We start from the raw sequence: 26714 nt of genomic DNA on the forward strand, positions 1-26714 counted from the left end.
CACAAGCCTACGATACACCATTTGGGGAGATGATTTATTTCATAAACAAACCAGCATTTATCGGAAATGTCATCAGCCTATAAAAAACAGGAATCCCACTTCTGGAATTCCTGCTTTTCGCGTAACCATTTTAAACCGTTACTTTTTTTCTATGCAATAGCTGTTTATTTCAAAAATCCAAACAACCCTTTTTTCTCATATGGCTCTTTTTTGACTGCCCCTGACTCATACCCTGTTCCGTCAATGACAGCCTTCAATTCCTGCTCATCGATATCCTGTTCCGTGATGATCACGGTCTGCTTTTTGCCATGAGAGGAAGATACTTTTTTGACCGGAAATGCCCCGCGAACTGCTTCATTTACATGATTTTCGCACATGCCGCACTGCATTCCGTCTACGTCCACGGTAATCTTTAACATAAATTTCTCCATTTCTTATCAGCCTGCTTCTTCACAGTCGCAGGACTGCACTACAACGCTTTTGATTCCCTGTTTGTCGACATAACCACATGCTTTTAAACCTGCAAGTACGACTGCATTCCAGCTTTTTGCGGATAATTCTTTTACAGTATCATCATCAAGTTCGATCGTACATGCCTTTTCTCTGTCACATACCGCCCCGCATGCGATCCGATACATATTTTTTCTGCTGATAGCCCCGATTTCTTCTAATAAATTGACCATGCGATAAACAGTTGCCGCGCCGATTCCCGGATCAACTTCTGCTGCTCTGTAATAAATTTCCTTGCAGCATGAACAATCTTCATTGAGAATCACGTCAAGCAGCATCAGACGCTGTTTGGTAATACGACAACCCTGTTCTCTCAATCTTTGAATGACAATTTCTTTCTGCATCTGGGTTCTATGGTAATTCGCCGTTTCATGATTTTTCTTTTTCTGACTGTTTACTCCTGCTGTCATGGTCTCCTCCTGTATTAATGACAGTGCCCTCCGCACTGACTGCAATCTCCTCCGCACTGAAGAGATTTCCCGTTTTTCTTATCGCGAACCATGCTGCGGATAATAAGACCTACGATCACTACAACGACCACTCCCGTTACAATTGTTCCCATAAGATAATCCTCCTTGTTTTCCGAAGGAAAATGCGACTGCCACTGCAGGAGCAGAGGATTTTCCTCCTTGTTTTCCTCCCTGTTATAAATATGGCTGCCATGTCAACACATGACAGCCTCCCAAAAGCAGTGCTTATCTTGCGCCTGCCATGCCTTTTACATTTACTTTTAATGTATCGCTCTCTTTATAAGGTCTGAATAACAGATATAACAGACAAGCAATTAGTATGAATGCAACAACTGTTCCAATGCCGAACGTACCTGTTGTGATCAATGTACCGATCTGATAGATACATAAGGATACTACGTATGCGAGACCGCACTGATATCCGATTGCAAACCAGAACCATTTTGCATTATTCATCTCTCTCTTGATTGCTCCCATTGCAGCGAAGCAAGGTGCACATAAGAGGTTGAATACCAGATAGCCATATGCAGCTACCGGAGTCATAACAGCTGCAAGATTACCCCAGAACTCGGCACCATCTTCTGCAACTTCTGCAAAACCAAATAACATACCAAATGTTGCTACGACGTTTTCTTTTGCAATCAGACCGCTGACTGCTGCAACTGACATCTTCCAGCCGTTACCACTCTGTGTCCATCCAAGAGGTGCAAAAATCCATGCGATTGCGGAACCAACTTTTGCAAGAATACATTCTGCCTGTGCAGCCTCAAGTGTTGCACCTTCCAGACCATCAAAACTTAACATTCCAAAGCCAGCGTCCGTCCATCCAAAGTTCATTAAGAACCATAAGATGATTGTTGATAATGTGATAATTGTACCGGCTTTTTTGATGAAAGACCAGCCACGCTCCCACATACTTCTTAATACGTTTCCAACTGTTGGCCAGTGATATGCCGGAAGCTCCATAACAAATGGTGCCGGATCGCCAGCGAACATTTTTGTTTTCTTTAAAATAATACCGGAGCAGACGATTGCTGCCACACCTACGAAATAAGCACTCCATGCAACCCATCCGGCGTTGTTGAAGAAAGCACCTGCGATCAATGCGATGATCGGAAGTTTTGCTCCACAAGGGATGAACGTTGTTGTCATGATCGTCATTTTACGGTCACGGTCATTTTCGATCGTTCTTGAAGCCATGACACCAGGAACACCACATCCACTACCGATCAGCATCGGAATGAATGATTTTCCGGAAAGTCCGAATTTACGGAACACACGGTCCATGATGAATGCGACACGTGCCATGTAACCGCAGGACTCTAGGAATGCAAGGAACAAAAACAGTACAAGCATCTGTGGTACGAAACCAAGTACTGCACCAACACCGGAGATCACACCATCTACGATCAGACCTGTCAGCCAGTCAGCGCATCCGATATTTTCAAATAAGCTCTTTGCTCCCGGGATGATCCATTCACCAAAGAGTGTATCATTTGTCCAGTCTGTTAAAATAGCACCAACCGTCGTTACAGATACATAATATACCAAAAACATGACAACTGCAAAGATTGGGATTGCAAGCCAGCGGTTTGTTACGATACGGTCGATCTTATCGGACGTTGTAAGTTTTTCTTTGCTGCTCTTTGTGATACATTCGCCGATGATAGATGAAATGTATACATAACGCTCATTTGTAATAATACTTTCTGTATCATCATCAAATTTATCTTCCATTTCTTTGATCTCGTTTGATACATCCGGAACAGATTTCATCTGCTCTTTGATCTTGTCATCTTTCTCTAATAACTTGATCGCAAAGAAACGTTTCTGATCTTCTGCAACGACGCCTGTCAGCTTGTTTTCAACTTCTGCAATCACTTCTTCAGCATCTTTGGAAAATTCATGTACCGGAACCATATTTTTCTTCTGCTGTGCAAGTGCTACTGCTTTCTCAGCAGCTTTTTGGATACCGGTTCCTTTTAATGCAGAGATCTCAACAACCTCACATCCAAGTTTTTTGCTTAACTTGTCAATATGTATCTTATCACCATTCTTTTCAACAAGATCCATCATGTTGACTGCCATGATAACCGGAATGCCAAGTTCCATAAGCTGTGTGGACAGGTACAGGTTACGCTCGATATTGGTACCATCTACGATATTTAAGATAGCATCCGGTCTGTCGCTGATCAGGTAATTACGTGCAACGACTTCCTCAAGTGTGTACGGAGATAAGGAATAGATACCCGGTAAATCCATGATAACAACATCCTTATGTCCTTTTAATTTACCTTCTTTTTTTTCTACTGTTACTCCAGGCCAGTTACCCACGAATTGGTTGGAACCAGTCAAAGCATTAAATAAAGTTGTTTTTCCGCAGTTCGGGTTACCTGCGAGTGCAATTTTTACTGCCATAACTTTTCTCCTTTTATTTTAGTTTGCTACAACTTGCTTGTGTTTGTTTGTGCTGTCTTATGTTTGATTGTGCTGTCATGTGTTTGTTTTTTCTTCCTTTTGTTAGCACTTGCTAACATCAGGGCAAAAAAATTTACTCTACCTCGATCATCTCAGCATCTGCTTTTCTTAAAGATAACTCATATCCTCTTACAGTTACTTCGATCGGATCGCCAAGCGGTGCTACTTTTCTTACAAAAATATCAACACCCTTCGTGATGCCCATGTCCATGATTCTTCTTTTGACCGGACCCTCGCCAGTCAGTTTCTTGACCTTTACGGTACTGCCGCAGGCTACTTCTTTCAACGTCTTCATCGTTCTGCTCCTTTTTCATTTTTGTATCATGAAACTGTGCTGTTGCAACAGTTTTATACCATAATTTTATTCGCCATATCTTTTCCGATCGCAACTCTTGAATCCTTGATGTTGACGATCATATTCCCGTCGATCTCTGATACGACTGTCACTTCTCCGCCTGGAACAAATCCAAGATTCTCTAAAAATCTTCTGGTTTCTTCTTTTCCACCGACTTTTTTAATAATACTCGGTTCTCCTGTGTTTAACATAGTAAGCGGCATCATTTCTTCCTCTTTTCTCCTACTGTATTGATAATGATTTTCATTTCTTACGTTGGTTAGTATATGCTAACGTTCATTAGATGTCAATAACATTATTGATATTTTTTCTCATTTATTTCCGTTTCATGTAAAAAAACGGATTGCAGGAAGTACTTTATACACTATTATCATCAAATTGCACAACATTATGGAATATTTTTCCATTTTATGTGCCATTATAGACAACAACAGATTTTTCTCCCACAATCCGTTTTCTATTCTTATTTGACAAATTATTGCTGTCTCAACTCAAAACTGACCTTTACTGTAAAAAGATCCGCCATCGTTTCCACTTCAAATATTCCTCCGCAGGCCTCCGTAAAACTTTTCGCAATCGAAAGTCCCAGCCCGCTTCCGCCATCAGTACGGCTCTCATCCCCTCTTGTAAAACGTGCGGTAAAATCCACATCCTGTTTTAATTCATTGCGCGATGTATTGCGAATATCTGCAACTGCAGCATTTTTCTCTGTTTTTAATGAAATATAGATCCGTGAACCCTCCAGCGAATATTTGAGTGCATTACCGATCAGATTCTGGAATACCCGGTACATCCGGTCTCCGTCAGCATATACCATGACCGCCTCCTTAGGTATATCAATTTTGAATTTGTACGGGCTCTTTTGAATCTCACCGTCCATATCTGCAAGTGTCTGTCGCAGAAGCTTTCCAAAATCAATTTTTTCCATCTCGACCGCAAGCTGTCCGGATGCCGCTTTGCTGACAGAAAATACATCCTGCACCATATTTTTCAGCCGCTCCGATTTTTCTTCCAGAATCCGGATATAATCCTGAATCTCCGGTGACAGATTTTCCTCCTGTTTTAACAGCTCAATATAACTGATAATGGAGGTCAGCGGTGTTTTAATATCGTGGGATACATTTGCCACCAGTTCCACTTTCATGCGCTCGCTCTTGATACGCTCCTCTATCGCAGTTTCCATGCCCTGTCCGATCTGCTCTAACGTTTCTTCCATGGCGCGGATATCACTGTCTTGTGCTTTCACCATATCCGCCGGTTCATAATGTCCACTGCTGATCTCTGTAATCCGTTTTGAAAGCTGTTCTAAAGATCTTGCCAAATTCCGGTTTCTTTTCTGATAGAAATATTCCATACCAAGCAGGATACAAAATACCCCTGCAAACCCGGTCAGCAGTAACAGCCAGTAAATAAAATTTGCCAGTCTGTAATTTACGATCAGCAGTAAAACAAGCATCACACAAGTTACCGCCAGCCCAAATACCGTAATTCCAATGATCCCATACAGAGCCCTTACCAGCCGTTTTGCAAATGGCAGGGACATATTTTTTGTCTCTGCCTGTGCGAGCAGTTTTCCGAAAAATCCATTTTGCCAGATTTTTTTATTATATTTTGCATCATTGATCCAGAAATAACAGAGCCAAAAAATCACCGGCAGTTCCACCAGACCCGGAAAATCATACTGTATCCTCAAGACAAGAAGCAGCACCAGAATCGTAGCTAAGATTTTCCATTCAAACCAGATTTTCGCACTCAGGGCGGCGATCACGCTATCTTCCTGTTTCTTTGCATCTTTGAAAAATCTGCTGGCACACAGACAAAGAATGCCTGCAATGATAAAATAAATTGCCTGTATATAGCGTTTATGCTGCTGCGTCCACCGTATGTTAAGATCGTAAAAAGAATTACAGATCCAGGAATTTCCGGCATCATCTTCTCCCATATACTGCACCGGATCTTTTGCTATGATGATCCGGATATCCGCTTTCTCCCAGGATTTTTTTCCCATCAGGTTTTGAAAACCCGGTACATACCAGTCCTCTCCCTCGCGGTAAATGCCATCTCCATAGACATCCTGCTCCACTCCGTCTTTTTCGATCGTCACTTTTTTCCCATCAAAATGAAATGCATAATTATACCCCTCCGGAAGATTTTTTAACAAAGCAGCCGTGTTGTTTTTCCCATCAGAGGATGCGCCATCTGATGATGTAGCATCTGTTACATCATCAGGCATATTTGAATACATTATTTTTCCGTCATAGCAGATCTCATAGAAAAAATTATGATCCTTATTAACGTCCGCAAAATATTCTTCTTCGCCTTTTTCCTGATAACCGGTACTGTCGTCAGACGCCATATAAATATGTTCCGTGTCTGACACCTCCTCATACGTCGTGGAAGAGTTCTCATCTGTGCCCGCAGTCTCTGCTGCATCCGGGTTTTCATAAATGTCCGACGTCGCAGCCGTGTCCACTACATACTCCGAAATTCTGTTATTTGTTCCAAACAGCCTATCAAAAAAATTTCCTCCCGATGACAGATAATCGTCAATATTTTCCTCAGTCACAGCACTGCCGCTATATCCGCTGTCCCCATGATAGTTTCCTGTCGCCACATCAAGAAACGTATAAAATCTGTTCAGCACGGTGTTTCTAAATTCTTTAGACTCCTGATAGTCCTTTTCTTTCAGTTCCGCACAGACCTCATCCACACCGATATAATAGCTCTCATATGCAAATCTGCCGATTCCTGCCATCAGCATACTGATTCCGATAAAGAACACTAAAAATACAATCCTATTTTTCCATTTTTTCGATTTTATAGCCAATTCCCCACACCACCTTTAAGTATTCCGGCTCTTTTGGATTGAGTTCAATTTTTTCACGGATGCGCCTGATATGGACCATGACCGTATTTTCGCATGCATACCCCTGCTCATTCCAGACACGCTCGTAAATTTCCTCCGCCGGGAAAACGCGTCCCGGATGTTTCATCAAAAGCTCCATGATCTTTGTCTCCGTCGCAGTCAGTCTGACCGGCTCTTTGTCCACATAAAGCACTCGCTCATTCGTATGGAACTCCAGTCTGCCATTCGTGATACATCCATCATCATCTGCTTTATGAATATCCCCAAGACTTGTATACCTGCGGAGATGACTTTTCACACGCGCTGCTAACTCCTGTGGATTGTAAGGTTTTGCCACATAATCATCCGCTCCCATGGACAGTCCTAAGACTTTGTCTGTGTCCTCACTCTTTGCACTGAGCACAATGATCGGAATGTTTTTTCGCTCGCGTATTTTCAATACCGCAGATAATCCGTCGAGTTTTGGCATCATGACATCCATGATCACCAGATGTACCTTCTGCTCCGCTATGAGCTCTAATGCCTGCATGCCATCATACGCTTTTAATACCTGATATCCCTCCTTTTCCAAAAGTATTGCGATTGCCCTTACGATCTCGCGGTCGTCATCCACGACTAATATACATTCACTCATGCTGTATTTACTCCTCCTTAAAGCCTGTGTCTATCTTATCCGGGGCTTCTTACAAAAAAAGTGGGATATTTCTTACAGATTTCTTACAATTTTCCACCGTTCTTATTATTTTTCTCCCTTTTTGCTATTCATTTTGATTTCCGCTTTTTTTATTTCCATAGTAATATACTCCATTCCAACAACGATTTTAATTTCTTTGCCTCATCCCGCCAAATTTAAAGTTATCAATTATACCATCACTCAAGTCGATTTTTCTATAATGAGCTTCCGCAGGCCGTGAAAATTCCTCATCTGTTGGAACAACATTTTCTTCACAATACTATTCTCGTAACCATCTACAGATATCAACCACTCGCACTCCTTTGTAATCATAAGTTTCGTGATGTGTTCTTGCAATTATCATCTTAGGATATGCATCTCTTATTGCAAGCAAAGGCGAATATTCTCTTTCAAATGTTTTTTCATCTGAAATATTATCGCTTACCTGAATATATATTTGAGCCTCACGTTTCTTAGCCACAAAATCCACTTCTTTTTTATAGAGTTTTCCAACATATACCTCATATCCTCTTCTGCGTAACTCCAGATAAACAATATTCTCATAAACTCTTCCAAAATCCATGTTTCGTGTACCATTGACTGCATAACGGAATGATGAATCGCAAAGATAATACTTACTATTGTTCGCTAAGTATTTTTTTCCCTTTAAATCATACCGTTTTGCTTCATAGAACAGAAAAGCATTTTCCAAGTAACCAATATACTTCGATACCGTCTTTCTGCTTATCTCACTTTGATCAATCTTTAAGGTTTTGCTGATATTATTTGGAGAAAGTAAGTTACCGATATTATCCATCATAAATTCTGATATATTGGTAAACTCTGATTTATTTCTTATCTTATACTTTTCCACCAAGTCTCTGATAAGAATAGTTGAATACACATCTCTAACATAGTCATACTGTCTATCCTCAGTCTTATATACATAAGCCCCCGGCATGCCACCAGTTCGGACATACTGATCAAATGCATCATCATATCCATCTGTAATTTTATAATAAGTTAGATATTCCACGAAAGAAAATGGATATACCTTTATTTCCATCGTTCTTCCAGTAAAAAGTGTTGCTAAATCTGAACTCAGCAAAAATGCATTTGAACCGGTAATGTAAATATCATAGATTCCTTTTGCGTAAATACTATTGATTGCAAGCTCAAACTGAGGACACAACTGAACCTCATCAATCAATAAAACATTAGCCATGCCCTCTTTGTGCTGATCCAAGATGTACTTATGCAATGCGTGATATTCTAACAAATAATCAAACTCTAATTCCTGAAGATTTATCATTACAATATTTATGGGTTTCTCCAATGACTGCAAGTATGTAACGAACTCTTGCAACAATACTGATTTGCCGCTTCGTCTGATACCCGTGATAACTTTTATATCTGGTGTTCCATACAATTCAATCAGTTCATCTAAATACTTTTTTCTCACTATAAGCTGCATGGTGCCATCTCCTATTCCCGCTTTTAGAATTTTTTTCATTTTTCGGTAATATGATTTTCAGACACATATTAACACAATCTGTGTCTTCTGTCATTATTCTATTCCCACTTTTAAAAAAATATTCATTTTTCGGTAATAAGCACCCACAAAAACCAATCTACAGTACTATCTAAAAAAAGAAGCCAGCATATTGCACAATGTCATTAGGTTAACATTGGCATATTACATGGCTTCCTACTTATCTTTTATAACCAATTTGTAAGATGAATTTTTATTTATCAAGTAACTTTACAATCTCCACAGGAAGTTATCTTTTTCTTCCTAAATATCGGCATACTTTTGATTTGTATTGCAGGTACTCATTTCCGAATGCTTCTATCAAAAAATCTTCCTCTACATTGACTACCTGTAAATGAAAAAATACCACTGCAAAACCTGTGGCAAAGCAAAGAAACCAATTAAAGAACGAAAACAATATTCCTATATACATTAAATCAAAACCCAAAAATGCAGGATTTCTGCTAATAGAATAGATGCCTGTTGTTACCAAATTGGTCTTTTCTTCTTTTTGCACACCTGCTCTCCAATTTTCCTTCATCTGTGTAACAGAAACAATAAAAGCAAGTACACCGAACATTGTTATTACAACTCCTGTAAATTGCAACACAATATATGCTGTTCCCGAATAAAACACAATACTGATAATCTGTATTACAGGAAGCAAATATGTGATTATTTTAAGAGCTACTTCTATAAATTTGACAAAACCCTCTTTTCCTTTCCCTAATTGGTCTGTCTTTATGCCTTGCTTTTTCTGACTAATCAGCTTTGCAAAATAGCAGATGTAGAACACTGCCATCAGTGAAATTGTAACAATTTTTATTATCATCGTGTACCTTCAACCTCCGATTGAGATTTCACCTGTTTTAAGAGATTTAACTGTTATATTTTGTTATTAAATTCTCCGCAAACCCTTGAAAACACTGGATTTGTTGCAGGTGAGCTTTCCCTTATTTTTTCCCTTGTGTTATATCGTTCCATCAGTGTTTATGAACTCTGATAAGGGCAAATACAATGGCAAAAAAATTATATAAAACAGTATAACATAAAATAAAAGTGACATGGTGGACTGATTGAAATGCTTCTTAATTTTTGCTACTAATGATTGATTAAATGATAAGGAGATGGGATACGATGAGAACAATATTTGCAGAATACAATCCACAACGAAACAGCATTGACATTTATACAAATGTTGGCTATATGCTTCGCATTGACTGCTGGGAAGCCGAAAAGGATTTAAAAACCACACCCGGATCAGACTGTGCATTGACTTCACTTGCAGTCGATGAACCACTTGAATATGCGAGATTATATCTTGAGGGCAATTTACAGATGTGGGTAGATACAGAAGATTCATTAGAGTTATAAAATGCAAGCAGCCTGTATGCTTCATTACACACAGGCTGCTTAATCAAATTTATTATAATTGATGAAAAATCGGTTGCATTTTGTCAAAAGTACAAAACTTTTTGAAACCAAGTGCTTTTAATTCCTGTTATGATACTGAGGATATCCCAGCAATACTTGCTATCCCTGATACCTTATTCTTTCTACCAGCGTTTCCTTTTTCAAATTACTGCTTAAAACGCAGGAAAGCACAATCTGCAAAAGGCTGACCAGCAAAATCATAGCAAGAATTGGTGTAATTGGAACATGATAGACATTCATTCCAAATATCCCATTATGCTTTGCATAGGCAAAGAGCACGTAGCCAAGTGGCAGACCAACGACAAGTGCTACACATATGGTGCCAACCGTAAAAATCAGTCCCTGTAACTGCAGACATAAATTTAATTGTTTATTTGTCATACCCACAGCCTGTAATACACCATATTCCTGCTTTTTTGTCGTAATATTCATGATCATGGTGTTTGCCATATTCATAAAACCGATGAGTCCTACAACCGCTATAAACAGATAACAGCCGAGCTTCATCATGCGGGCTGCTAATTCTGCATATTGTAACTGTGCATGATAGGTATCCATTTTTATATGCGAAGTATTAGAAATCAAAGTATTCAGACTCTGTTCCACAGATGCCATATCTTTTTTATCACAGTCCACCCACAGATATCCACAGGCTGTTCCCCTCGGATTCATGGAACGGTATACACCTTCCGGAATGACAAGATAAGTGTCCGCACTTACAAAGGAGCCTGCAATCTTTCCCTGATAGGTATAGGTTCCACTTCCATTCTCAAAGTCAAATGCAATGGATTCTCCCGGAGCATATCCATCTTGTTCCATCCACATCGACCAACCAAAGAAAATTTCACCATTCTTTACCGCCTGATCATAGTCCATAGAGCCAATATCCCCGTCCTGGCGCATAAAATCAAAATCCTTTTTACTCACAATAGCACCCGGAAATCTCGTTCCGTTCAGATTTACAGAGACAATCTCTCTCGTCATGACATCTGTCACTCCCGGAATGCTTTTGATTTCTTCAATCAGCGAATCATTCAATGGATTGTCCGTCAGAATCGTATCCAGATTATTCTCCGGATATCTTTCATCATACTCAGCAGAATAGTCAAGCTGCAGTTCGAATTGTCCATGATTAACGGAAAGACGTGCTTCATGCTCCGTGTCAATATTTCCCACATAATTAGAGATAATCACAAACAATGTGCAGGAAAGCCCCATTGTGAGGATGGTACCAATGGTTCTTTTTGGATTACCCGTCACATTTGCCATTGCCATAGAAAACACGGTGACATTTTTTCTGCCATTTCGTTTTCCTTTTTTGTGTGTTTCTGCATTTTCTAAATACCGTGTTGCTTCGATAGGTGAAATCCGTGAAACAATTTTCATTGGTTTACGCAGTGACAAAGCAACGGTAAGAAATGATACGAAAATACAGAGAAGCATAACAGGCAGGGAAAACAGAGGCACCTGCTGATTTTGAACTCCCATAGAGCCAGTTTGGGTTGATACAAGGTTTCCCTGTTCTACCAGCCAGTTAAAACCGCATTTTGCAATCAGAAAGCCCAGAAGCAATCCAACCGGTATTGAAAAAAATGTCAAAAAAATGCCCTCTCTGAAGATCAGTTGTTTCATCTGCTTTTTTGTCGCTCCCAGAGCCTTAATTTTTCCATACTCCTGTATCTTGTTGGCAATACCGACCTGAAAAATATTATAAATGACCACAACAGAGAAAAGTACAATTGCAAGAATCAAAACCCCGCATACTGCAATCGTTTCATAACTCGGCTGCAAGACCCATTGCAAATAGAGATCATTGACTATAACGTTTTTTTCTTCGATCCCACAAGATGCTGCAATCTGCTTTATAACCGAATCAATATTATTCATAGATACATTTGCAGAATCATTTAAAGTAAAATAAATATTATACTGTCTGTCATTCTCTGCGACGTGCTCATCATAAAACTCCTGTGACCCGAATGCAACATAAGATGCCTCGATGGTATACTCATCCCGATCATATAGGATTCCGCTGACAACAAATTCTTCCGGCTTATATTCTGACTGCATCCCTGCGCGGTAATCCAGTGTAACCGTATCTCCGATCTTTACATCACCATACCCTATTGCACGAAAAAATGCTCTTCCTGCGGCAATTTCCTGCATTTTTTCCGGATACTTTCCTTCCTTTAACTCATATTCCTTATTATAGGGAAGCATTTTTCTTGCAGTCTCATCCATGCAGACAAAACCACCTTTTTCATTGCCTTTTATGATACCTTCGGTGCGCATAGTGCCTGTAGCATCTATTTCCGCACGGCGGTTTACTTCTTTTAACTGCGATCCGTCTGCGGAAACAAACAGACCATAATTGCTTCCATATGATCCTGCCGCCTGACTTTTCTGTAAATGAATTACCCCATTTCCCACAGTACTGATGATAACAAGCAGCATCGTGGTCAGACAGATTGCCATCATGATCAGTATACTTCTTGTCCTGTTCCTTTTGTCATTGCTATATGCAATCCTGCTTATTGTCTTCATCTGAAATCCACCACCTGTCCGTCCTCAATCACCAGAATACGGTCAGCGACCTGTGCAATTTCGTCATCATGGGTAATCATTACAATTGTCTGTCCATATTTTTTTGCTGTCATCTTAAGCAGAGCGATTACCTCATCACTGGTCTTAGAATCAAGATTTCCTGTCGGCTCATCTGCAAATATAATTTCCGGACGATTCACCAGTGCTCTTGCAATTGCTACTCTCTGCTGCTGTCCTCCGGATAACTGATTTGGCAGATTATAAATCCGGTTTTCAATCCCCAGAGTTGCAATAATATCATTTACATACGCTTCATCCACTTTTCTTCCATCCAGCCCCAGTGGCAGTACAATATTTTCCCAGACATTAACAGATGAAACCAGATTAAATGCCTGAAAAACAAATCCGATTTTTCTTCTGCGGAAAACAGCAAGAGCATCTTCTTTCATCCTGTATAAATCTTTCCCTGCTAAAGTAACTCTGCCTTTTGTCGGGGTATCAAGCCCTCCAAGCATATGAAGTAATGTACTTTTACCGGAACCTGACTTTCCAACAATTGCGACAAATTCTCCCTGCTCAATCTGAATGTCCACCTGGTTGACCGCTTTGACCTGATTCTCACCTGTGCCATAAAACTTACAAAGCTGCCTGGTTTCTAATATCACACTCATGTGTTGCCTCCTTTTTAATTCTGTAAAGTTTACCTTTTCAGCACACTTTCTTTGCCTGTTTATATATCATTTTTCAACCTACATGCTGATTGTAGCAATATAATCTTTCATTTCACTTTCAAAAATTGGGCAGAAATCTTACAGAATTGTAAGATTTCTGCCCAATTAAAATTTAACCAACATATGGTAATTGAATCACAAACGTGCTTCCTTTTTTCTTTTTGCCGGAGATTACCGTGATCATACCTCCGTGTTTTTCGATAATTTCTCTCGATAGAAAAAGTCCGATTCCCGTGCCACTCTCTTCCCTGACCTCCCTGGAACCTCCTCTGTAAAATCGTTGAAAAATTTTGTGATACTCATTCTGCGGAATACCGATTCCCTGATCCTCAATTTCCATTCTTACAAGATCGTTTCTTTTTTGTAACCGGATAAATATTTTTGAACCACCCGGACTGTACTTGACCGCATTATCCAGAACGTTGATAAAAGCTTCACCAAGCCACCTTTTATCCTGCACAACCATGCATGTTTCCAGCTCTTTTGCATAGTCAAAAACGAATTCAATTTCTTTCCCATCCGCTTTTGGATAAGTACGGTTCACAGCAGATATGACAGTATCCATAAGCGGAAGTTTTTTCTTATTAATCTGAATCAGTCCGGTTTCCATCTTGGATATTTCAAGAAGCGACTGCAATAATGTCTCCAGTCCATCCAGAGCACTCCGACAACGAATACGAAACTCCTCCTGTTCTGTGGCACTTAAGTCATTCTGCATCAACACACTAAAACATGTATCCAAAGCTGCAACCGGTGTCTTTAACTGGTGAGAGATATCAGAAACCATTTCTTTCGTGCTCTCTTTTTCTTCCCGTGCTTCTTCCTTTAGCAACTGAATATGATGTCCGATTGCTTCAAGCTGGTCATTCAATTTTTCCAGTTCAGCGTGATTTTCCGTTTTCAGTAAATCATCAAATTTATTTTCACGGAATCTGATCAGAATTTCTTCTAACTGGTCTAAAATTTTCTGATGACACGCATCTTCTGTCTTCTTCCAATAAAATAAAATAATCAAAAGAAGCACGCATATCACAGTGCTTACAGCACCGGTCACCATAACCTGATGCCGGAATTGCGAATAAAACACATTCCCTTTATTTCCCCAGTATCCATATTGCTCCAATAATCGCCTTCCCTGTTCGTTGGTTTCAATATCCTTATCCTTAAGCAATTCCGAAACAGCATCCAGCCCGGAAAATTTTTCCTTTGCTGCAATTTCTGTCATAAGATTCATTTTATATTTATAATCTTCATAAAACACATACGTGGTAAAGCAATTTAATATTGCAAACAATAATATGACAGGTAATACCAAGGAGAGCACTACTGTAATCTTCTTGCGATATCTCTTTGTCACTGCCTTACCTCCTGATTCCATATATACCCAAGACCTCTGATATTCTTTATATAGACCGGTGCAGCCGGATTGTCTTCGATTTTCTCACGGAGTCTTCTGATATTGACAGCGATTGTATTTTCATCCACAAAATCCCCTTCCAGATCAAACACATTTTCCAATATTTGTGTTTTTGAAAGAATCTGTTTCGGATTCTGAAGAAAAAAAGTCAGCATTTTCAACTCCGTTTTTGTCAGACTGATTTCACGACTCTTTATCAGGACTTTCATTTCTCCTGCGATAAATACGATATCTCCCGAAATCATCTTTCCGGCTTCCGTTTTCTCCTGTCTGCGGCGGAAATGTGCTTCTATTTTCAAAAGAAGTACCGAAAGACTAAACGGCTTTGTAATATAATCATCTGCCCCTGCTTCATATCCCATGACCTGATCCATCTCCTGATCTAGTGCTGTAAGACAAATAATGTATGTATTATAATTGCATCTCATCCACCTTACAAATTCCAGTCCATTCCCATCCGGAAGATTCACATCACAAATGGTAACATCCACATTATTATCACTTGCAATTCTTTTCGCTTTTTTCATTGATTCTGCTGAAAAAACCTCATATCCGGATTTTTTCAGTGAGAATGTAATTCCACGATTTAAATTTTCATCATCTTCAACCACGAGTATACCTGGCATAGCATATGCACCTCTCTTTATTAACTATATATATCAGCTGGGAGATGACTCCCACCTCTGGCTGTTATTATGTCAAATTCAAAGACATCTGAACATATTTATCCGGTAACTCATGAAGATACCAAAAGCACTCATTTGGATCATAGATAATTCCATTTTCGGCACATCTTTTTCTGAACATATCCATAAGTTTCTCGTTATCAGGGCTTGCCAGGTCATATGCATTTCCATATATATAGATGTATTTTTTCTTAAGCCCTGGAAAATATCTGTCCAATGCCTGATAAAAATATTCCCTGTCTCCATCCCTTAATGTAACTCCCATGTTGAAGCATATGATTCCTTTTACGCCAGCTTCCATACAGTAATCAAGAATACCATTGATGTTTTCCTTTGTATCATTTATAAAAGGTAATATAGGTGTCAGCCACACGACAGTTGGAATCCCTGCCTTTTTAAATTGCATAAGTGCTTCAAATCTCTCATGGGTTGTAGAAACATTCGGCTCTAAAATCCTGCAGAGTGTTTCGTCATAAGTAGTCATTGTCATCTGTACAACAGCTTTTGCCTTCGCGTTGATTGATTTTAAAATATCCATATCCCGCAATATTCTGGTAGATTTTGTCTGAATTGCAACACCATATTCATATTTGTCAATCAGCTCCAAACATCTTCTGGTCAGTTTTAATTTTTCTTCTGCTTGAAGATAAGGATCGCACATAGCACCGGTTCCTATCATACATTTTTTGCGTTTGGATTTTAATGCCTTTTCAAGAAGCTGTGGAGCATTTGCTTTTACCTCTATATCCTCAAATTCATGTGTAAATCCATAGCAGTTACTCCTGCTGTCGCAATAAATGCAGCCATGCGTACAGCCTCTGTATATATTCATTCCATTATTACTTGAAAGAATTCCCTTTGCTTCTACAAAATGCATATGTACTCTCCCCTAATTCTACAATTGGAAGTTATATATATCTTTGCAAATATACCATATCTATTAACTGTACACCGCTCTCATAAATTGGGTGGTCATAATTGTCAGTAAAGAAATTGGGAATCTTGTGAGAACGGGCAAATCCACATTTTTCATAAAATGGTATCGTCAATGGACTGTCACCTGTTCCAACTTGCAAAACAGAATATGCATCTGCATATTTACTGGCAAGAAAATCAATTAGTGCTTTGCCATAGCCCTTTCCCTGATTTTCCGGATCGACTGCGATATTCTTGATTTCAAGTATTCCGTTACCTTCATCGGTGACAACACATTCAGCTTTTACATTACCATCTTCAAGTGCATACATAGTACCTTTTTCAAGATAGCGATCAATCATATTTTCCTGCTCATCAGCTAATAGCAATAAGGATATAAACTGCTTTTTATTCTCATTCACTTCTCGTATTTTCATATCCATTACTCCATCAAATTGGAATTTTATCGTTCTTTCATACAATACACATAAGTCTGTACAATATTACGCATATAAATAAACTGATTATGTTTGCTCTATTTGTTTTATAGTTTGCATTTGTCGGATTTCATTTTTTTATTTTGTTATTTCAAGTAAAATCAAATACATGCAATGGGACAATAACAATAATAAGACTAAATAGTAAAGTCACTATCTTTAATATTTTACTTTTTTTCCAGAAAAAATAGTACATTGCAAACTGCAATATTATACTTATTGTAAAATAAAGTATCCACTTTAATTCCCATTGCACAATAGCTATTATTGATTCATAATCAAATTCAGTAAAAATTATGCATACAATAAATATCCAAAGAAAAAGTAAAAATACAATAAATTCGTATCCTGCTAATGCAAGTACTTTTTTTCTTATACTTGCATTTCGCATAAAAAAAACAACCCCAATAGATAATATACACAATAAAAATGTTCTATAATAATCCGAAAAAATTATTTCTGTTATCACATTCGTGTCTCCTATAAAAACTTCTGTTAAATCAGCACAATTTTTCAAATATTGATAGCAGCAATATTCCGATTTTACGCTCTCTGCAACTTCCCGACAAATTCCGATTTTTCGTTCTCTGTGACTTCCCAATAAACGGGAAGTTGTTATTCTTTTACGATTTTATCAATGCAGAAATAAACAGCTATCATAATTAAAGATATTACCAATCCAACATAAAACTCTGGAAAAGCAAATTCGATACTATTATGAATACTCATTTTCCCTGTTATATTCATTATGTGCCAAGTAAAGAAATTGTATATTTCAGAAATTACAATTCCTACTACTCCTAATCCACCAAAAATTTTATTGATTTTTTTATTTTTAAATGGAATCCATACACCTATAATAAAAAATAACACAGATATAATGCCTATTGGATTATACAAGCTAATTAAACCTCTAATCTCTTGTACACCTTTCATTCCACCATATTGGTTTAATAACATTGGTAATAAACTAATAACAAATGCTATTGTTAATATAATCTTCTTTTTCATAAAATACATCTCACTTTCAAATTACGATTTACTTAAATGCAGTATACCACATGGTCAGCGTCAATGATACTATTATTCTCTTTTATAAAATAAAGAGGAAAACGTCCCAAAACCACTTGACATAGTTTTCAAAACCGCTTACACTGTACACTATAACTATTTAATAGGATTGGAGATCATCATGTTTCAGATTATCGTTGACTCTGCGGCAAATATTCCCGCAGAACTTGTAAAAAAATATAAGATCAAAGTTCTTTCTTTTATCAACTTTGTAAATGGAAAAGAAGTCACCTGTTTTGATCCGGAATTATCCCCGGAAGAGGAACGTCAGAAAGGTCATGAATATTACGATGCCGTACGCCAAGGTGCAGATGTAAAGACCGGTCTGATCAGCACTGCCATATTTGAAGATGCATTCCGCAGTGCCATGGAAAATAACGAAGATGTGCTGTATTTCTCGCTTAGCAAAAATATCAGCGGAAATTTCAACTCCGCAAGACTTGCCGCGGAGGATCTGATGCGTGATCCGGTAAACGGCAGAAAAATCCGTCTGATCGATTCACTCAATGCTTCTTTAGCACAGGGAATTTTAGCGATCTACGCAAGTGAAATGCGTGATAAAGGTATGGAGATTGATGAAGTAGCAGATATCTTAGAAACGTACCCTGCAAAGATGAACGGTGTATTTACCGTCGGAGACTTAAAATATCTTTCAAAAACCGGACGTTTAAGCGGAGCAACCGCCCTTGTCGGTAATCTTTTAAATATCAAACCGATCCTACGTGGAAACAAGGACGGTTTTATTGTCCAGTATAAAAAATGCCGTGGAAGAAAGGCTGCATTAAACGAGCTCGTCTCTCTCGTCTGTGACAATATCACAGAACCGGAAAAACAGATCATCGGTATCGCACATGCCGACGCTTACGAAGACTCCCTCTATGTCATGAATAAAATTCAGGAAAAAGTTGCCGTCCGCGATTTTATCAATACTTCTTATGATTTCTGTACCGGAAGCCATGTAGGACCTGATACCATTGCATTGTTCTTTATGGCAAAAGACAGAGAATTAGGTGCAGACTAAAATTTTTATATGGGCAGGCAATTTCGCCTGCCCTTTTTTCTACAATGCCCTCTCCATGCAGATAAACTGCATATCATAGAGACTGCACTCTCCCACTTTCTCATATCCAAGATGCGCATAAGAACGCATTGCCACCTCATGCCCTTTTCGTACCAGTATGTGAACAGATTTCTTTCCCTGTTTCCGCAGGACATTCATGGCATATGCCATCATCATTCTCGCCATTTTTTTATTCTGGTATTCTTTTCTGATACAGAGTCTCGCCAGTTCCGCTCCCGGAAGCAGCGCCTCATCCCAGCATTTTAAACTGTCTACGGCTTCGTCTGCATCTATGGAAATGGAAGCTATCAGTTTCCCCTTTTCATTTTCCATCACAAAAAGTGCATTCCTCGAAAGATCTGATTCTATCGTATCAATTCCCGGATAATATTCATTCCAGCCTGCCGCTCCGCCGATCATCGAATGATATAATTCTAACAGCTTTTCCGTATCTTCTATTACAGCCGGGCGGATATATCGCAAAAATGTATAATCCGGAATTTTCAAGGCATCTGCCGCCTTCGCAAAATATTTTTCTTCGATATGCGGCCAGACCTTTTCTTCTGCCTCATTTTCTTTCTGCAATTTTGTAGCCAGATTTACCAGTTCCGGTGTCAGATCCGTTCCTGTCAGGAAAATATGGAGATTATTATTCAAAAACCACGGTGCCATATCATAAAGTCCTGATTCAAAAATATCCTGTATCACCTGGTTGATATCATATGGAATACGCAAAAATTCCGGTTTCCATTCATTTTCCCATGACTCTAAGATCACAGCATGTGCATATCCCGGATCACCGATCGCAATTCCACAGGAACCGGTATTCATATAGGTTTTCCCATGATATCTCATCATTCCCGGATAATGCGTATGTGCTGCAAGCAGATAATCTGTATTGATTTCATCTAAAACTTCTTTTGTCCGCTCACTGTCAAGCTGAAGTAATTCCCTTGTATTGACAGGGGAACCATGACAGCAGATGATCGCAGGATACCCTTCCTTTTCATAACGGAACGTAATAGGAAGATTTTCAAAAAAGTCCAGATCTTTTGGGGTAAGCTGTTCATAAGTATATAAAAGATTACCACTGGCAGAATTTGCGATCCAGTATTTTTCTTTTTCTTCCTGTTCCCTGACTTTACGCTGTTCTGTCATATATTCTTCCCGGTTTCCCCGCAGAACATGACAGGGAAACTGCTCCATCAGTTCATAGAGAATCTCCATCGTCTTTTTTGCACCGGCAGTATCCGAAACAAAATCTCCCAGAAGCAGAAATTCCTCACACCCCGCCTTTATCATGTAGTCCACACATGCCCGAAATGCAATCTGGTTACTGTGGACATCTGCAATCACTCCAATTTTCATCCCAAAATATCGTTCCTTTCATGCTTTGGTCTGTCTAAACATTTTCTTCCTTACAGACATCAACCCAGCCTTTTGCACCGGTAGCCTGCTCAAGCTCCGGGATTGTTAATTTTACGGCACTATGGTCATTTCCCGCTGCCGGATATACTGTCGTAAATTTTTTCAGGCTTTCATCGAGATAAACCTCCACACCATCATTGATTCCAAACGGGCACACTCCACCGCAGTGCGATCCTGCCCGGAGGGCTTTAAAACTATCTGTTTTTGTGTAACTCCCTCTTAAATCTCATAATCCATGCAGGATCTCACTGCTGTATATGGTCTTACTTTACTATCTGCCACTGCCACATGTTTCGGATGCACGCTGTATGCTTTCAGTGCTTCTGCGCTCTCAAATGTGGTATCTAACATCACATCCACAGTGGAACTCGGCAGACAGTCAATGCGCACTTTGATCTCTGTCATCCCCGGAATCTGACCGGCAAGTCCTTCTAACCCCTCCTTGATTCCTGCTTTGATCTGTTTTTTCTCCTCGTCCGAAAATTCCTCTTTCAGTTTCCATAAAATAACATGTTTTACCATTTCTCTGACATCCTCTCTTTATTTTAGTATTATTATTTTTTTTACTGTTTTCTTTGCCGTCTGATTGCTTACTTTACTATTTGATTGTCAGCTTTGCCACCTTAAGCAGGCTTTTCTTTCTTATTCTTAAATTTCCTCTTTGCCACCGGTTTTTGCTCTTATCACACAAAGAACCGCACAAAGAATCACAATGCAGACCGGAAGTGTCAGCCAGACAACCGCATCCAGTCCAGCTGCTTTTAAAATACCGATCAGAAGATATCCGACCATACATACACTGCCAACAACCAACACATATGGAAGCTGTGTTACCACATGATTGACATGCTCACAGTGTCCTCCGGCAGATGCCATGATCGTGGTATCGGAAATCGGAGAACAGTGATCTCCACAGACCGCACCTGCCAGACAGGATGCGATGGAAATGACCATCATCTGTCCTTCCGGGAATACCCCGATCACGATTGGGATCAGGATACTGAATGTTCCCCAGGATGTTCCGGTTGCAAAAGCTAAAAATGCGGCAACCAGGAAAATGATCATTGGAAGGAATCCCTGCATTGCGGATGCGGAATTTGCCACAAGATCTGCAACAAAATATTTCGCACCAAGCAGGTTTGTCATACCCGACAATGTCCACGCCATCGTAAGGATCAGGATCGGTGCGATCATTGACTGGAATCCCTCCGGGATACATTTTGCAAATTCCTCAAAGGATAATACATCGCGCATCATATAATAGATAAATGTAAATACAAGCGTAACAGCACCGCCAAGTACCAGTCCCACAGAAGCATCCGAAGCCGCGAATGCATCAACAAAAGAAGCTCCGTCAAAAAATCCTCCGGTATAAACCATCGCAACAATACAGCTTGCGATCAGTACTGCGACCGGGAGTATCAGATCCAGCACATGTGCCTTATCATTGACCGCCTCTTCCTCATTCCCCTCATATGGTCTTCCCGGTGTTGTGAACAGATCACCTGCGATCGCATTCATCTCGTGTTTTTTCATCGGTCCAAAATCAACCCGGAGTACTGTCACGAGCAATACCATAACCAACGTCAGGATTGCATACAGGTTATATGGGATTGTCTGCAAAAATACGGCAAATCCATTGATTCCCGCATTCTCCGGCACGGAAGATGTCACCGCTGCCGCCCAGGAACTGATCGGTGCAATGATACACACCGGTGCTGCCGTTGCATCAATGATATAGGATAATTTGGCACGCGATACTTTATGCCGGTCTGTGACCGGACGCATCACGCTCCCCACGGTAAGACAGTTAAAATAATCATCCACAAAGATCAGTATACCAAGGATCATGACAGAAATCTGTGCGCCGATCCTGGTTTTGATATGCTTTGACGCCCATTTTCCAAATGCCGCGGAACCGCCTGCTTTATTCAGCATCGAAACAAGTATTCCAAGCATGACTAAAAACACAAGAATACCGACATTCCATGCATCCGCGAGTTTATACACCATGCCTCCGTCTTCCTGAAAAAAGATCGTACCTATCATCAGTTCCAGATTAAAATTGGAATATAACAGCCCTCCTGTGATGATTCCTGCTAAAAGTGATGTATATACCTCCTTTGTAATGAGTGCCAGACCGATTGCAATGACCGGTGGCAGTAATGCAAATACTGTCGCATATACGCTGCACTGATAATTTTCCGGATCAGTGACCACTCCGGGTGTATTTGCCGTTACAAACAGTAATACCACGATCACTGCAAGAAAAATAAGCATCCCTATCTGTTTTCTTTTCATATGTGTCCTCCAAACAAACGTTACTGATCTTTTGTCTGTCAACATTCAATCAGAACTTTCCATATTTCTGTATTTCCATACTTTTTATAGTGTAGCGTTTCTTCTGCAATTTTTCAAACATTTTATGCATAATCATACAATATTACATAAAATAATAGAATACATGATCCGTGAACATTTTATTATCATGAATAAAAGAAGTATCATTCCACAGTAATTCATGAAATGATACTTTCTCCTACATTGCGACTATATCATCTGCGATCGCCATTGTTGATTTTCGATGAGATACTAAAAGAATTGTCTTATTTGCTTTTTCCTGATCAAGACTTCTTAAAATGATTCCTTCATTCAGACTGTCAATGTTACTGGTCGGTTCATCTAAAAATATCATATCTGCGTCATGCAGAAATGCACGTGCAATCCCGATACGCTGACGTTCCCCACCAGAGACAGACTCTCCTGACTCCGCTAATTTCGTGTCATATCCATCCGGCAGTGACATAATAAACTCATGAAGTGCCGCCTTTTTCGCAGCCGCAATCACTTCTTCCCTGGTCGCATCCTCTTTCGCAACTTTGATATTATTTTCAATCGTATCCGCAAACAGAAATGTCTCCTGTGTGACATAGGAAATATTGTCACGCAATGCCGTGGTTGAAATTTCATCCACATTTGTTTTTCCGTACCGGATATCTCCTTCAGATGTCTCATAAAAACGCATCAGAAGTTTTAAAAGCGTTGATTTACCACATCCGCTCTTTCCTAAAATTCCATGGATCTTATGTTCTGTAAATACATGATCAAAGTTTTCTAAGACTTTGCCAGGTGTACGTTCTTCTGCTGCTGACTCATAGGAAAAAGATACATGCTCGCAGGAAATATCGCCGCCACACTCGTTATTTCCATCTATTACATCTTCCACAAGCGGCTGCTCCTCTAAAATATCAAGTACACGGTTTCCGCTTGCCAGTGTGTGCTGTAAATTATTAGAAAGTGCAGATAAAGCGGCTGTCGGGCCAAAGGAACTGATCATCGCGATCACAGCAATCATTGCTTCATCTATGCTCACAGCTCCCTGTACAGTAAGATGTCCGCATAAAGCTGCCATAAGGACTCCTGCGATCAGAATCACACCATCTGTTGCAATGCGCTGTGTATTCTCTGCCATTTTCAGCTTTTTATTTTTCTGCTCTAACTTTTCTGTCTGTTCATTCATTTCATGCAGACGTTTTTCCTGCTGTCCGTACTGTAAAATTTCATCCATTCCATACAAATTATCCAAAACAACGGTGTTTAATTTTCCAAAACTTTCGCGGTAAATGCGTCCGTTTTCTGCACCATGTTTTCCATTGATAACAGGGATTACCGCCCCGACGATCAGGTAAAATACTGCTGCTAAAGCCCCCGCTGCCGGATGTAACCTCCCAATAAACCATACCATAAAGCCTGATGTAAGTATGGCGATCGCAATTGGAGAGATCGTATGTGCATAAAACACTTCGAGAAGTTCAATATCACTTGTGATAATGGAAATCAGATTTCCTTTTTCACTGCCATCTAATTTTGCCGGGCAGAGTTTTCGCAATGCGGCAAATACCTTATGACGGATCTGTGCTAAAAGTTTGAATGCAATATAATGGTTGCTTGCCTGCTCTGCATAGCGCAGGATGCCCCTTAATACTGCAAACACCACGATCAGAATAAAAATATGTGAAAGTGTCATTCCCTGATACAATCCTAAAACCTGACGGACACCAAAACCACCTAAGATCGTGATGAATGTCGCCATCAGATTTCCGGCACATCCCATTAAAATCGCAACAAACATAAACGGTAGCATCGGTCTTATCATACCGATCAGTCCTGCCATGACTTTTACACCACTGCGTGCCCCTTTATTCTCTTTTCCCTGCATCAGACTGCCTCCTTTGCATATTTTTCCAATTCCTGCTGTGCCTTATAAAGGCTGCTGTAATAGCCATTCTTCTCCATCAGTTTTGCATGGACTCCCGATTCCTCGATCACACCATCTTTCATGACAAGAATCTGGTCTGCATCGGTCACATTCGCAAGACGGTGTGAGATCAGGATCACTGTTTTCTTCTGTGCAAGCTCACGGATAACCTCCATGATCTTATTTTCACTCTCCACATCCACATTTGAAGTTGCCTCGTCAAATATGTAGATATCACTGTCATGCAGCAATGCCTTAGCAAGCGCAAGACGCTGTTTTTGTCCACCGGACAGATTCGATGCCTTCTCTGTGATCTCCATGGATAAACCACCTTTTTCCGAAACCGTATCATAGAGGTCAACCGCTTTTAACGCTGCTTCCATCTCCTCTGTGGCTGCATCAGCACGCCCCATACAGAGATTTTCACGCACGGTTCCTGCAAACAGATAACTGTCGTGACGCACTCTTGTAATTTTTCTGTACAATGCATCCGGTGCGATTTCATGGATATTGACACCGCCGACCGTGATCGTGCCGGAAAATGCATCCTGCTCCTTCCCTTCTCCCATCATTAAAGACGCCGCTGTACTTTTTCCGCATCCAGACACTCCGACTAAAGCTGTAAATGCTCCCTCTTCTGCCGTAAAAGATATCCCTTTTAAAACAGGTTTTTCCGGTTCATAAGCAAACGATACATCAGAAAATACGATGTCATCGCCCCCTATCTTTGTATTCTCTCCACACTGTGGCAACGGCTCATCCAGTAATTTAAAGATCTTGTCTGCGGCAGCATTTCCATTCATCGCGATATGGAAAAAAGAGCCTAACAGGCGAAGCGGCAGGAAAAATTCCGCTGAGATCAGTATGATAAAAATACATTCCGCCAGTGTGATATGGAAAGCCCGAAGTTCTAATACACTTAAAATAATACCGATCCCCGCTCCTCCATATGCAACCAGATCCATGATACTTATCGAGTTAAGCTGCATGATCAGCACCCGCATCGTCACTCTGCGGAACTGTTCTGCCTCCTCATCCATCTTTTTTGCATAGCGCTCATCTGCCTGATAAATTTTTAAGGTAGTCAGTCCCTGTAAATTTTCCAGAAAAGAATCTCCAAGTTCTGTGTAACTGCCCCAGTACTTTGCCAGAAGTTTTTTTGCGAATTTCTGCACGGCAACGATGGATACCGGAATCAGCGGGACGCATAAAAGCAGCACAACCGCAATTTTAAGGCTCATGCTTCCAACGATCAAAAACAATGTCAGCGGTGCGAACAGGCTGTAAAAGAACTGCGGGACATACTTTCCAAAATAAATCTCCAACTGCTCCACGCCCTCAGTACTGATCTGGACGATCTCGGATGTGGCAAAATGAGCATGATAGGAACTTCCAAGTTTCATTAATTTTTCATAGACAAGCTCGCGCAGTTTTCTTTTCACCTGCGTTGAGGCGGCAAAGGATAAATGGCTTCCAATGCTTGTAAATACTGCACGCCCGATATAAACCGCCGCAAAAACAATAAATAACTTTGCGATATCTCCCTCTCCAACAGTTCTGTTATACAGAAGCAGTTTTTCCAGAAAAACACCAATGGCATACATCAGCGCCACATTACAGAGCAGCGAGCCCCACTGCGTGGCGACCATCCCTGCCACATACTTCTGATTCTCTTTAAATTCCTTCATTAGTCTCTTATGAAACATATTAATCTCCATTCTTGCGCTGTCTTTTGTGCATCTCAAGTTTGTGCGTAAGCACTAATCTTGCGTGTGAAAAATCTTATTTTT

25 protein-coding genes and 1 pseudogene are annotated in these 26714 nt (G+C 40.0%); 2 read left to right on the forward strand and 24 right to left on the reverse strand.

Going from position 1 to position 26714, the window contains the following annotated elements:
• Positions 1-164 precede the first annotated feature (164 nt).
• The 10 genes from DW650_RS16550 to DW650_RS16595 all read right to left on the reverse strand — a co-directional run bounded on the left by DW650_RS16550 (position 165) and on the right by DW650_RS16595 (position 9715).
• Positions 165-419: a heavy-metal-associated domain-containing protein gene (locus DW650_RS16550; RefSeq protein ID WP_117922134.1), complete on the reverse strand. Its 255-nt coding sequence runs from the start codon at positions 417-419 to the stop codon at positions 165-167.
• Positions 420-437: 18 nt separating this feature from the next.
• Positions 438-920 (reverse strand): Fur family transcriptional regulator, encoded by a 483-nt coding sequence (locus DW650_RS16555; protein WP_118210562.1) that lies wholly within the window; start codon positions 918-920, stop codon positions 438-440.
• A gap of 14 nt (positions 921-934) precedes the next feature.
• Complete coding sequence (locus DW650_RS16560; RefSeq protein WP_118210563.1) at positions 935-1072, reverse strand: FeoB-associated Cys-rich membrane protein; 138 nt, start codon at positions 1070-1072, stop codon at positions 935-937.
• Between the two features lie 133 nt (positions 1073-1205).
• A complete protein-coding gene (gene feoB / locus DW650_RS16565; RefSeq protein WP_118210564.1) occupies positions 1206-3398 on the reverse strand; it encodes a ferrous iron transport protein B in 2193 nt (730 codons plus the stop codon).
• Between the two features lie 133 nt (positions 3399-3531).
• Positions 3532-3753: a FeoA family protein gene (locus DW650_RS16570; protein WP_117922130.1), complete on the reverse strand. Its 222-nt coding sequence runs from the start codon at positions 3751-3753 to the stop codon at positions 3532-3534.
• A 53-nt stretch (positions 3754-3806) separates the two neighbouring features.
• Positions 3807-4019, reverse strand: a complete 213-nt coding sequence (locus DW650_RS16575) for a FeoA family protein (RefSeq protein WP_117922129.1) — start codon at positions 4017-4019, stop codon at positions 3807-3809.
• Between the two features lie 269 nt (positions 4020-4288).
• Positions 4289-6640 carry a sensor histidine kinase gene (locus tag DW650_RS16580; protein WP_118210565.1) on the reverse strand — a complete coding sequence of 784 codons (2352 nt, stop codon included), beginning with the start codon at positions 6638-6640 and terminating at the stop codon, positions 4289-4291.
• Entirely contained in the window at positions 6609-7313 is a 705-nt protein-coding gene (locus DW650_RS16585) for a response regulator transcription factor (RefSeq protein ID WP_117922127.1), read from the reverse strand. Before DW650_RS16585 ends, DW650_RS16580 begins: the two co-directional genes overlap by 32 nt.
• A 319-nt stretch (positions 7314-7632) precedes the next feature.
• The gene (locus tag DW650_RS16590; protein WP_117922126.1) at positions 7633-8826 is read right to left on the reverse strand and encodes an ATP-binding protein; all 1194 of its coding nucleotides are present in this window, start codon (positions 8824-8826) and stop codon (positions 7633-7635) included.
• A gap of 307 nt (positions 8827-9133) precedes the next feature.
• Positions 9134-9715, reverse strand: coding sequence for a methyltransferase family protein (locus DW650_RS16595; RefSeq protein ID WP_117922125.1), 582 nt, complete (start codon positions 9713-9715; stop codon positions 9134-9136).
• Positions 9716-10020: 305 nt separating this feature from the next.
• On the opposite strand from DW650_RS16595, the gene DW650_RS16600 reads away from it, so the two are divergent.
• The gene (locus tag DW650_RS16600) at positions 10021-10257 is read left to right on the forward strand and encodes a DUF6061 family protein (protein WP_117824044.1); all 237 of its coding nucleotides are present in this window, start codon (positions 10021-10023) and stop codon (positions 10255-10257) included.
• Positions 10258-10416: 159 nt separating this feature from the next.
• On the opposite strand, the gene DW650_RS16605 is transcribed toward DW650_RS16600, so the two are convergent.
• From DW650_RS16605 to DW650_RS16640, 8 genes are all read right to left on the reverse strand, one after another.
• Positions 10417-12861 (reverse strand): ABC transporter permease, encoded by a 2445-nt coding sequence (locus tag DW650_RS16605; RefSeq protein ID WP_118210566.1) that lies wholly within the window; start codon positions 12859-12861, stop codon positions 10417-10419.
• Positions 12858-13532 carry an ABC transporter ATP-binding protein gene (locus tag DW650_RS16610; RefSeq protein WP_118210567.1) on the reverse strand — a complete coding sequence of 225 codons (675 nt, stop codon included), beginning with the start codon at positions 13530-13532 and terminating at the stop codon, positions 12858-12860. Before DW650_RS16610 ends, DW650_RS16605 begins: the two co-directional genes overlap by 4 nt.
• Positions 13533-13704: 172 nt before the next feature.
• Positions 13705-14970: a sensor histidine kinase gene (locus tag DW650_RS16615; protein ID WP_118210568.1), complete on the reverse strand. Its 1266-nt coding sequence runs from the start codon at positions 14968-14970 to the stop codon at positions 13705-13707.
• The gene (locus tag DW650_RS16620) at positions 14946-15635 is read right to left on the reverse strand and encodes a response regulator transcription factor (RefSeq protein ID WP_005427500.1); all 690 of its coding nucleotides are present in this window, start codon (positions 15633-15635) and stop codon (positions 14946-14948) included. Before DW650_RS16620 ends, DW650_RS16615 begins: the two co-directional genes overlap by 25 nt.
• A gap of 67 nt (positions 15636-15702) precedes the next feature.
• Positions 15703-16572 carry an SPL family radical SAM protein gene (locus DW650_RS16625; RefSeq protein ID WP_118210569.1) on the reverse strand — a complete coding sequence of 290 codons (870 nt, stop codon included), beginning with the start codon at positions 16570-16572 and terminating at the stop codon, positions 15703-15705.
• Positions 16573-16603: 31 nt separating this feature from the next.
• A complete protein-coding gene (locus DW650_RS16630) occupies positions 16604-17047 on the reverse strand; it encodes a GNAT family N-acetyltransferase (RefSeq protein WP_118210570.1) in 444 nt (147 codons plus the stop codon).
• A 151-nt stretch (positions 17048-17198) separates the two neighbouring features.
• Positions 17199-17576, reverse strand: a complete 378-nt coding sequence (locus DW650_RS16635) for a hypothetical protein (RefSeq protein WP_055039029.1) — start codon at positions 17574-17576, stop codon at positions 17199-17201.
• 146 nt (positions 17577-17722) lie between these two features.
• Positions 17723-18118 (reverse strand): hypothetical protein, encoded by a 396-nt coding sequence (locus DW650_RS16640; protein ID WP_118210571.1) that lies wholly within the window; start codon positions 18116-18118, stop codon positions 17723-17725.
• A gap of 181 nt (positions 18119-18299) precedes the next feature.
• Here DW650_RS16640 and DW650_RS16645 point away from each other — a divergent pair, with 181 nt between their 5' ends.
• Complete coding sequence (locus DW650_RS16645) at positions 18300-19199, forward strand: DegV family protein (protein WP_117922117.1); 900 nt, start codon at positions 18300-18302, stop codon at positions 19197-19199.
• Between the two features lie 39 nt (positions 19200-19238).
• Here DW650_RS16645 and DW650_RS16650 read toward each other — a convergent pair whose 3' ends face one another.
• The 6 genes and pseudogenes from DW650_RS16650 to DW650_RS16675 form a co-directional block, all read right to left on the reverse strand.
• Positions 19239-20606 (reverse strand): metallophosphoesterase, encoded by a 1368-nt coding sequence (locus DW650_RS16650; protein ID WP_117922116.1) that lies wholly within the window; start codon positions 20604-20606, stop codon positions 19239-19241.
• Between the two features lie 34 nt (positions 20607-20640).
• A pseudogene (locus DW650_RS16655) lies at positions 20641-20829 on the reverse strand (YbaK/EbsC family protein); the annotation flags it as partial.
• A gap of 56 nt (positions 20830-20885) precedes the next feature.
• On the reverse strand, positions 20886-21188 hold the full coding sequence (locus DW650_RS16660; RefSeq protein ID WP_117922115.1) for a Dabb family protein: 303 nt from the start codon (positions 21186-21188) through the stop codon (positions 20886-20888).
• Between the two features lie 126 nt (positions 21189-21314).
• Complete coding sequence (locus tag DW650_RS16665; protein ID WP_118210572.1) at positions 21315-22967, reverse strand: Na+/H+ antiporter NhaC family protein; 1653 nt, start codon at positions 22965-22967, stop codon at positions 21315-21317.
• Between the two features lie 238 nt (positions 22968-23205).
• A complete protein-coding gene (locus DW650_RS16670; protein ID WP_118210573.1) occupies positions 23206-24885 on the reverse strand; it encodes an amino acid ABC transporter ATP-binding/permease protein in 1680 nt (559 codons plus the stop codon).
• Positions 24885-26630 carry an ABC transporter ATP-binding protein/permease gene (locus DW650_RS16675; RefSeq protein ID WP_118210574.1) on the reverse strand — a complete coding sequence of 582 codons (1746 nt, stop codon included), beginning with the start codon at positions 26628-26630 and terminating at the stop codon, positions 24885-24887. Before DW650_RS16675 ends, DW650_RS16670 begins: the two co-directional genes overlap by 1 nt.
• Positions 26631-26714: the final 84 nt, after the last annotated feature.

Origin of the sequence: Roseburia sp. AM23-20 (genome assembly GCF_003470905.1) — a bacterium.
Lineage (GTDB): Bacteria > Bacillota > Clostridia > Lachnospirales > Lachnospiraceae > Roseburia > Roseburia rectibacter.

Coding starts and splice junctions, on each gene's coding strand:
- DW650_RS16630 (WP_118210570.1), bottom strand. CDS start 17,047: ATGAAAATACGAGAAGTGAATGAGAATAAAAAGCAGTTTATATCCTTA.
- DW650_RS16560 (WP_118210563.1), bottom strand. CDS start 1,072: ATGGGAACAATTGTAACGGGAGTGGTCGTTGTAGTGATCGTAGGTCTT.
- DW650_RS16605 (WP_118210566.1), bottom strand. CDS start 12,861: ATGAAGACAATAAGCAGGATTGCATATAGCAATGACAAAAGGAACAGG.
- DW650_RS16670 (WP_118210573.1), bottom strand. CDS start 24,885: ATGCAGGGAAAAGAGAATAAAGGGGCACGCAGTGGTGTAAAAGTCATG.
- DW650_RS16610 (WP_118210567.1), bottom strand. CDS start 13,532: ATGAGTGTGATATTAGAAACCAGGCAGCTTTGTAAGTTTTATGGCACA.
- DW650_RS16570 (WP_117922130.1), bottom strand. CDS start 3,753: ATGAAGACGTTGAAAGAAGTAGCCTGCGGCAGTACCGTAAAGGTCAAG.
- DW650_RS16625 (WP_118210569.1), bottom strand. CDS start 16,572: ATGCATTTTGTAGAAGCAAAGGGAATTCTTTCAAGTAATAATGGAATG.
- DW650_RS16660 (WP_117922115.1), bottom strand. CDS start 21,188: ATGGTAAAACATGTTATTTTATGGAAACTGAAAGAGGAATTTTCGGAC.
- DW650_RS16650 (WP_117922116.1), bottom strand. CDS start 20,606: ATGAAAATTGGAGTGATTGCAGATGTCCACAGTAACCAGATTGCATTT.
- DW650_RS16590 (WP_117922126.1), bottom strand. CDS start 8,826: ATGCAGCTTATAGTGAGAAAAAAGTATTTAGATGAACTGATTGAATTG.
- DW650_RS16645 (WP_117922117.1), top strand. CDS start 18,300: ATGTTTCAGATTATCGTTGACTCTGCGGCAAATATTCCCGCAGAACTT.
- DW650_RS16595 (WP_117922125.1), bottom strand. CDS start 9,715: ATGATAATAAAAATTGTTACAATTTCACTGATGGCAGTGTTCTACATC.
- DW650_RS16575 (WP_117922129.1), bottom strand. CDS start 4,019: ATGATGCCGCTTACTATGTTAAACACAGGAGAACCGAGTATTATTAAA.
- DW650_RS16620 (WP_005427500.1), bottom strand. CDS start 15,635: ATGCCAGGTATACTCGTGGTTGAAGATGATGAAAATTTAAATCGTGGA.
- DW650_RS16555 (WP_118210562.1), bottom strand. CDS start 920: ATGACAGCAGGAGTAAACAGTCAGAAAAAGAAAAATCATGAAACGGCG.
- DW650_RS16675 (WP_118210574.1), bottom strand. CDS start 26,630: ATGTTTCATAAGAGACTAATGAAGGAATTTAAAGAGAATCAGAAGTAT.
- DW650_RS16550 (WP_117922134.1), bottom strand. CDS start 419: ATGTTAAAGATTACCGTGGACGTAGACGGAATGCAGTGCGGCATGTGC.
- DW650_RS16615 (WP_118210568.1), bottom strand. CDS start 14,970: ATGGAATCAGGAGGTAAGGCAGTGACAAAGAGATATCGCAAGAAGATT.
- feoB (WP_118210564.1), bottom strand. CDS start 3,398: ATGGCAGTAAAAATTGCACTCGCAGGTAACCCGAACTGCGGAAAAACA.
- DW650_RS16665 (WP_118210572.1), bottom strand. CDS start 22,967: ATGAAAAGAAAACAGATAGGGATGCTTATTTTTCTTGCAGTGATCGTG.
- DW650_RS16640 (WP_118210571.1), bottom strand. CDS start 18,118: ATGAAAAAGAAGATTATATTAACAATAGCATTTGTTATTAGTTTATTA.
- DW650_RS16600 (WP_117824044.1), top strand. CDS start 10,021: ATGAGAACAATATTTGCAGAATACAATCCACAACGAAACAGCATTGAC.
- DW650_RS16585 (WP_117922127.1), bottom strand. CDS start 7,313: ATGAGTGAATGTATATTAGTCGTGGATGACGACCGCGAGATCGTAAGG.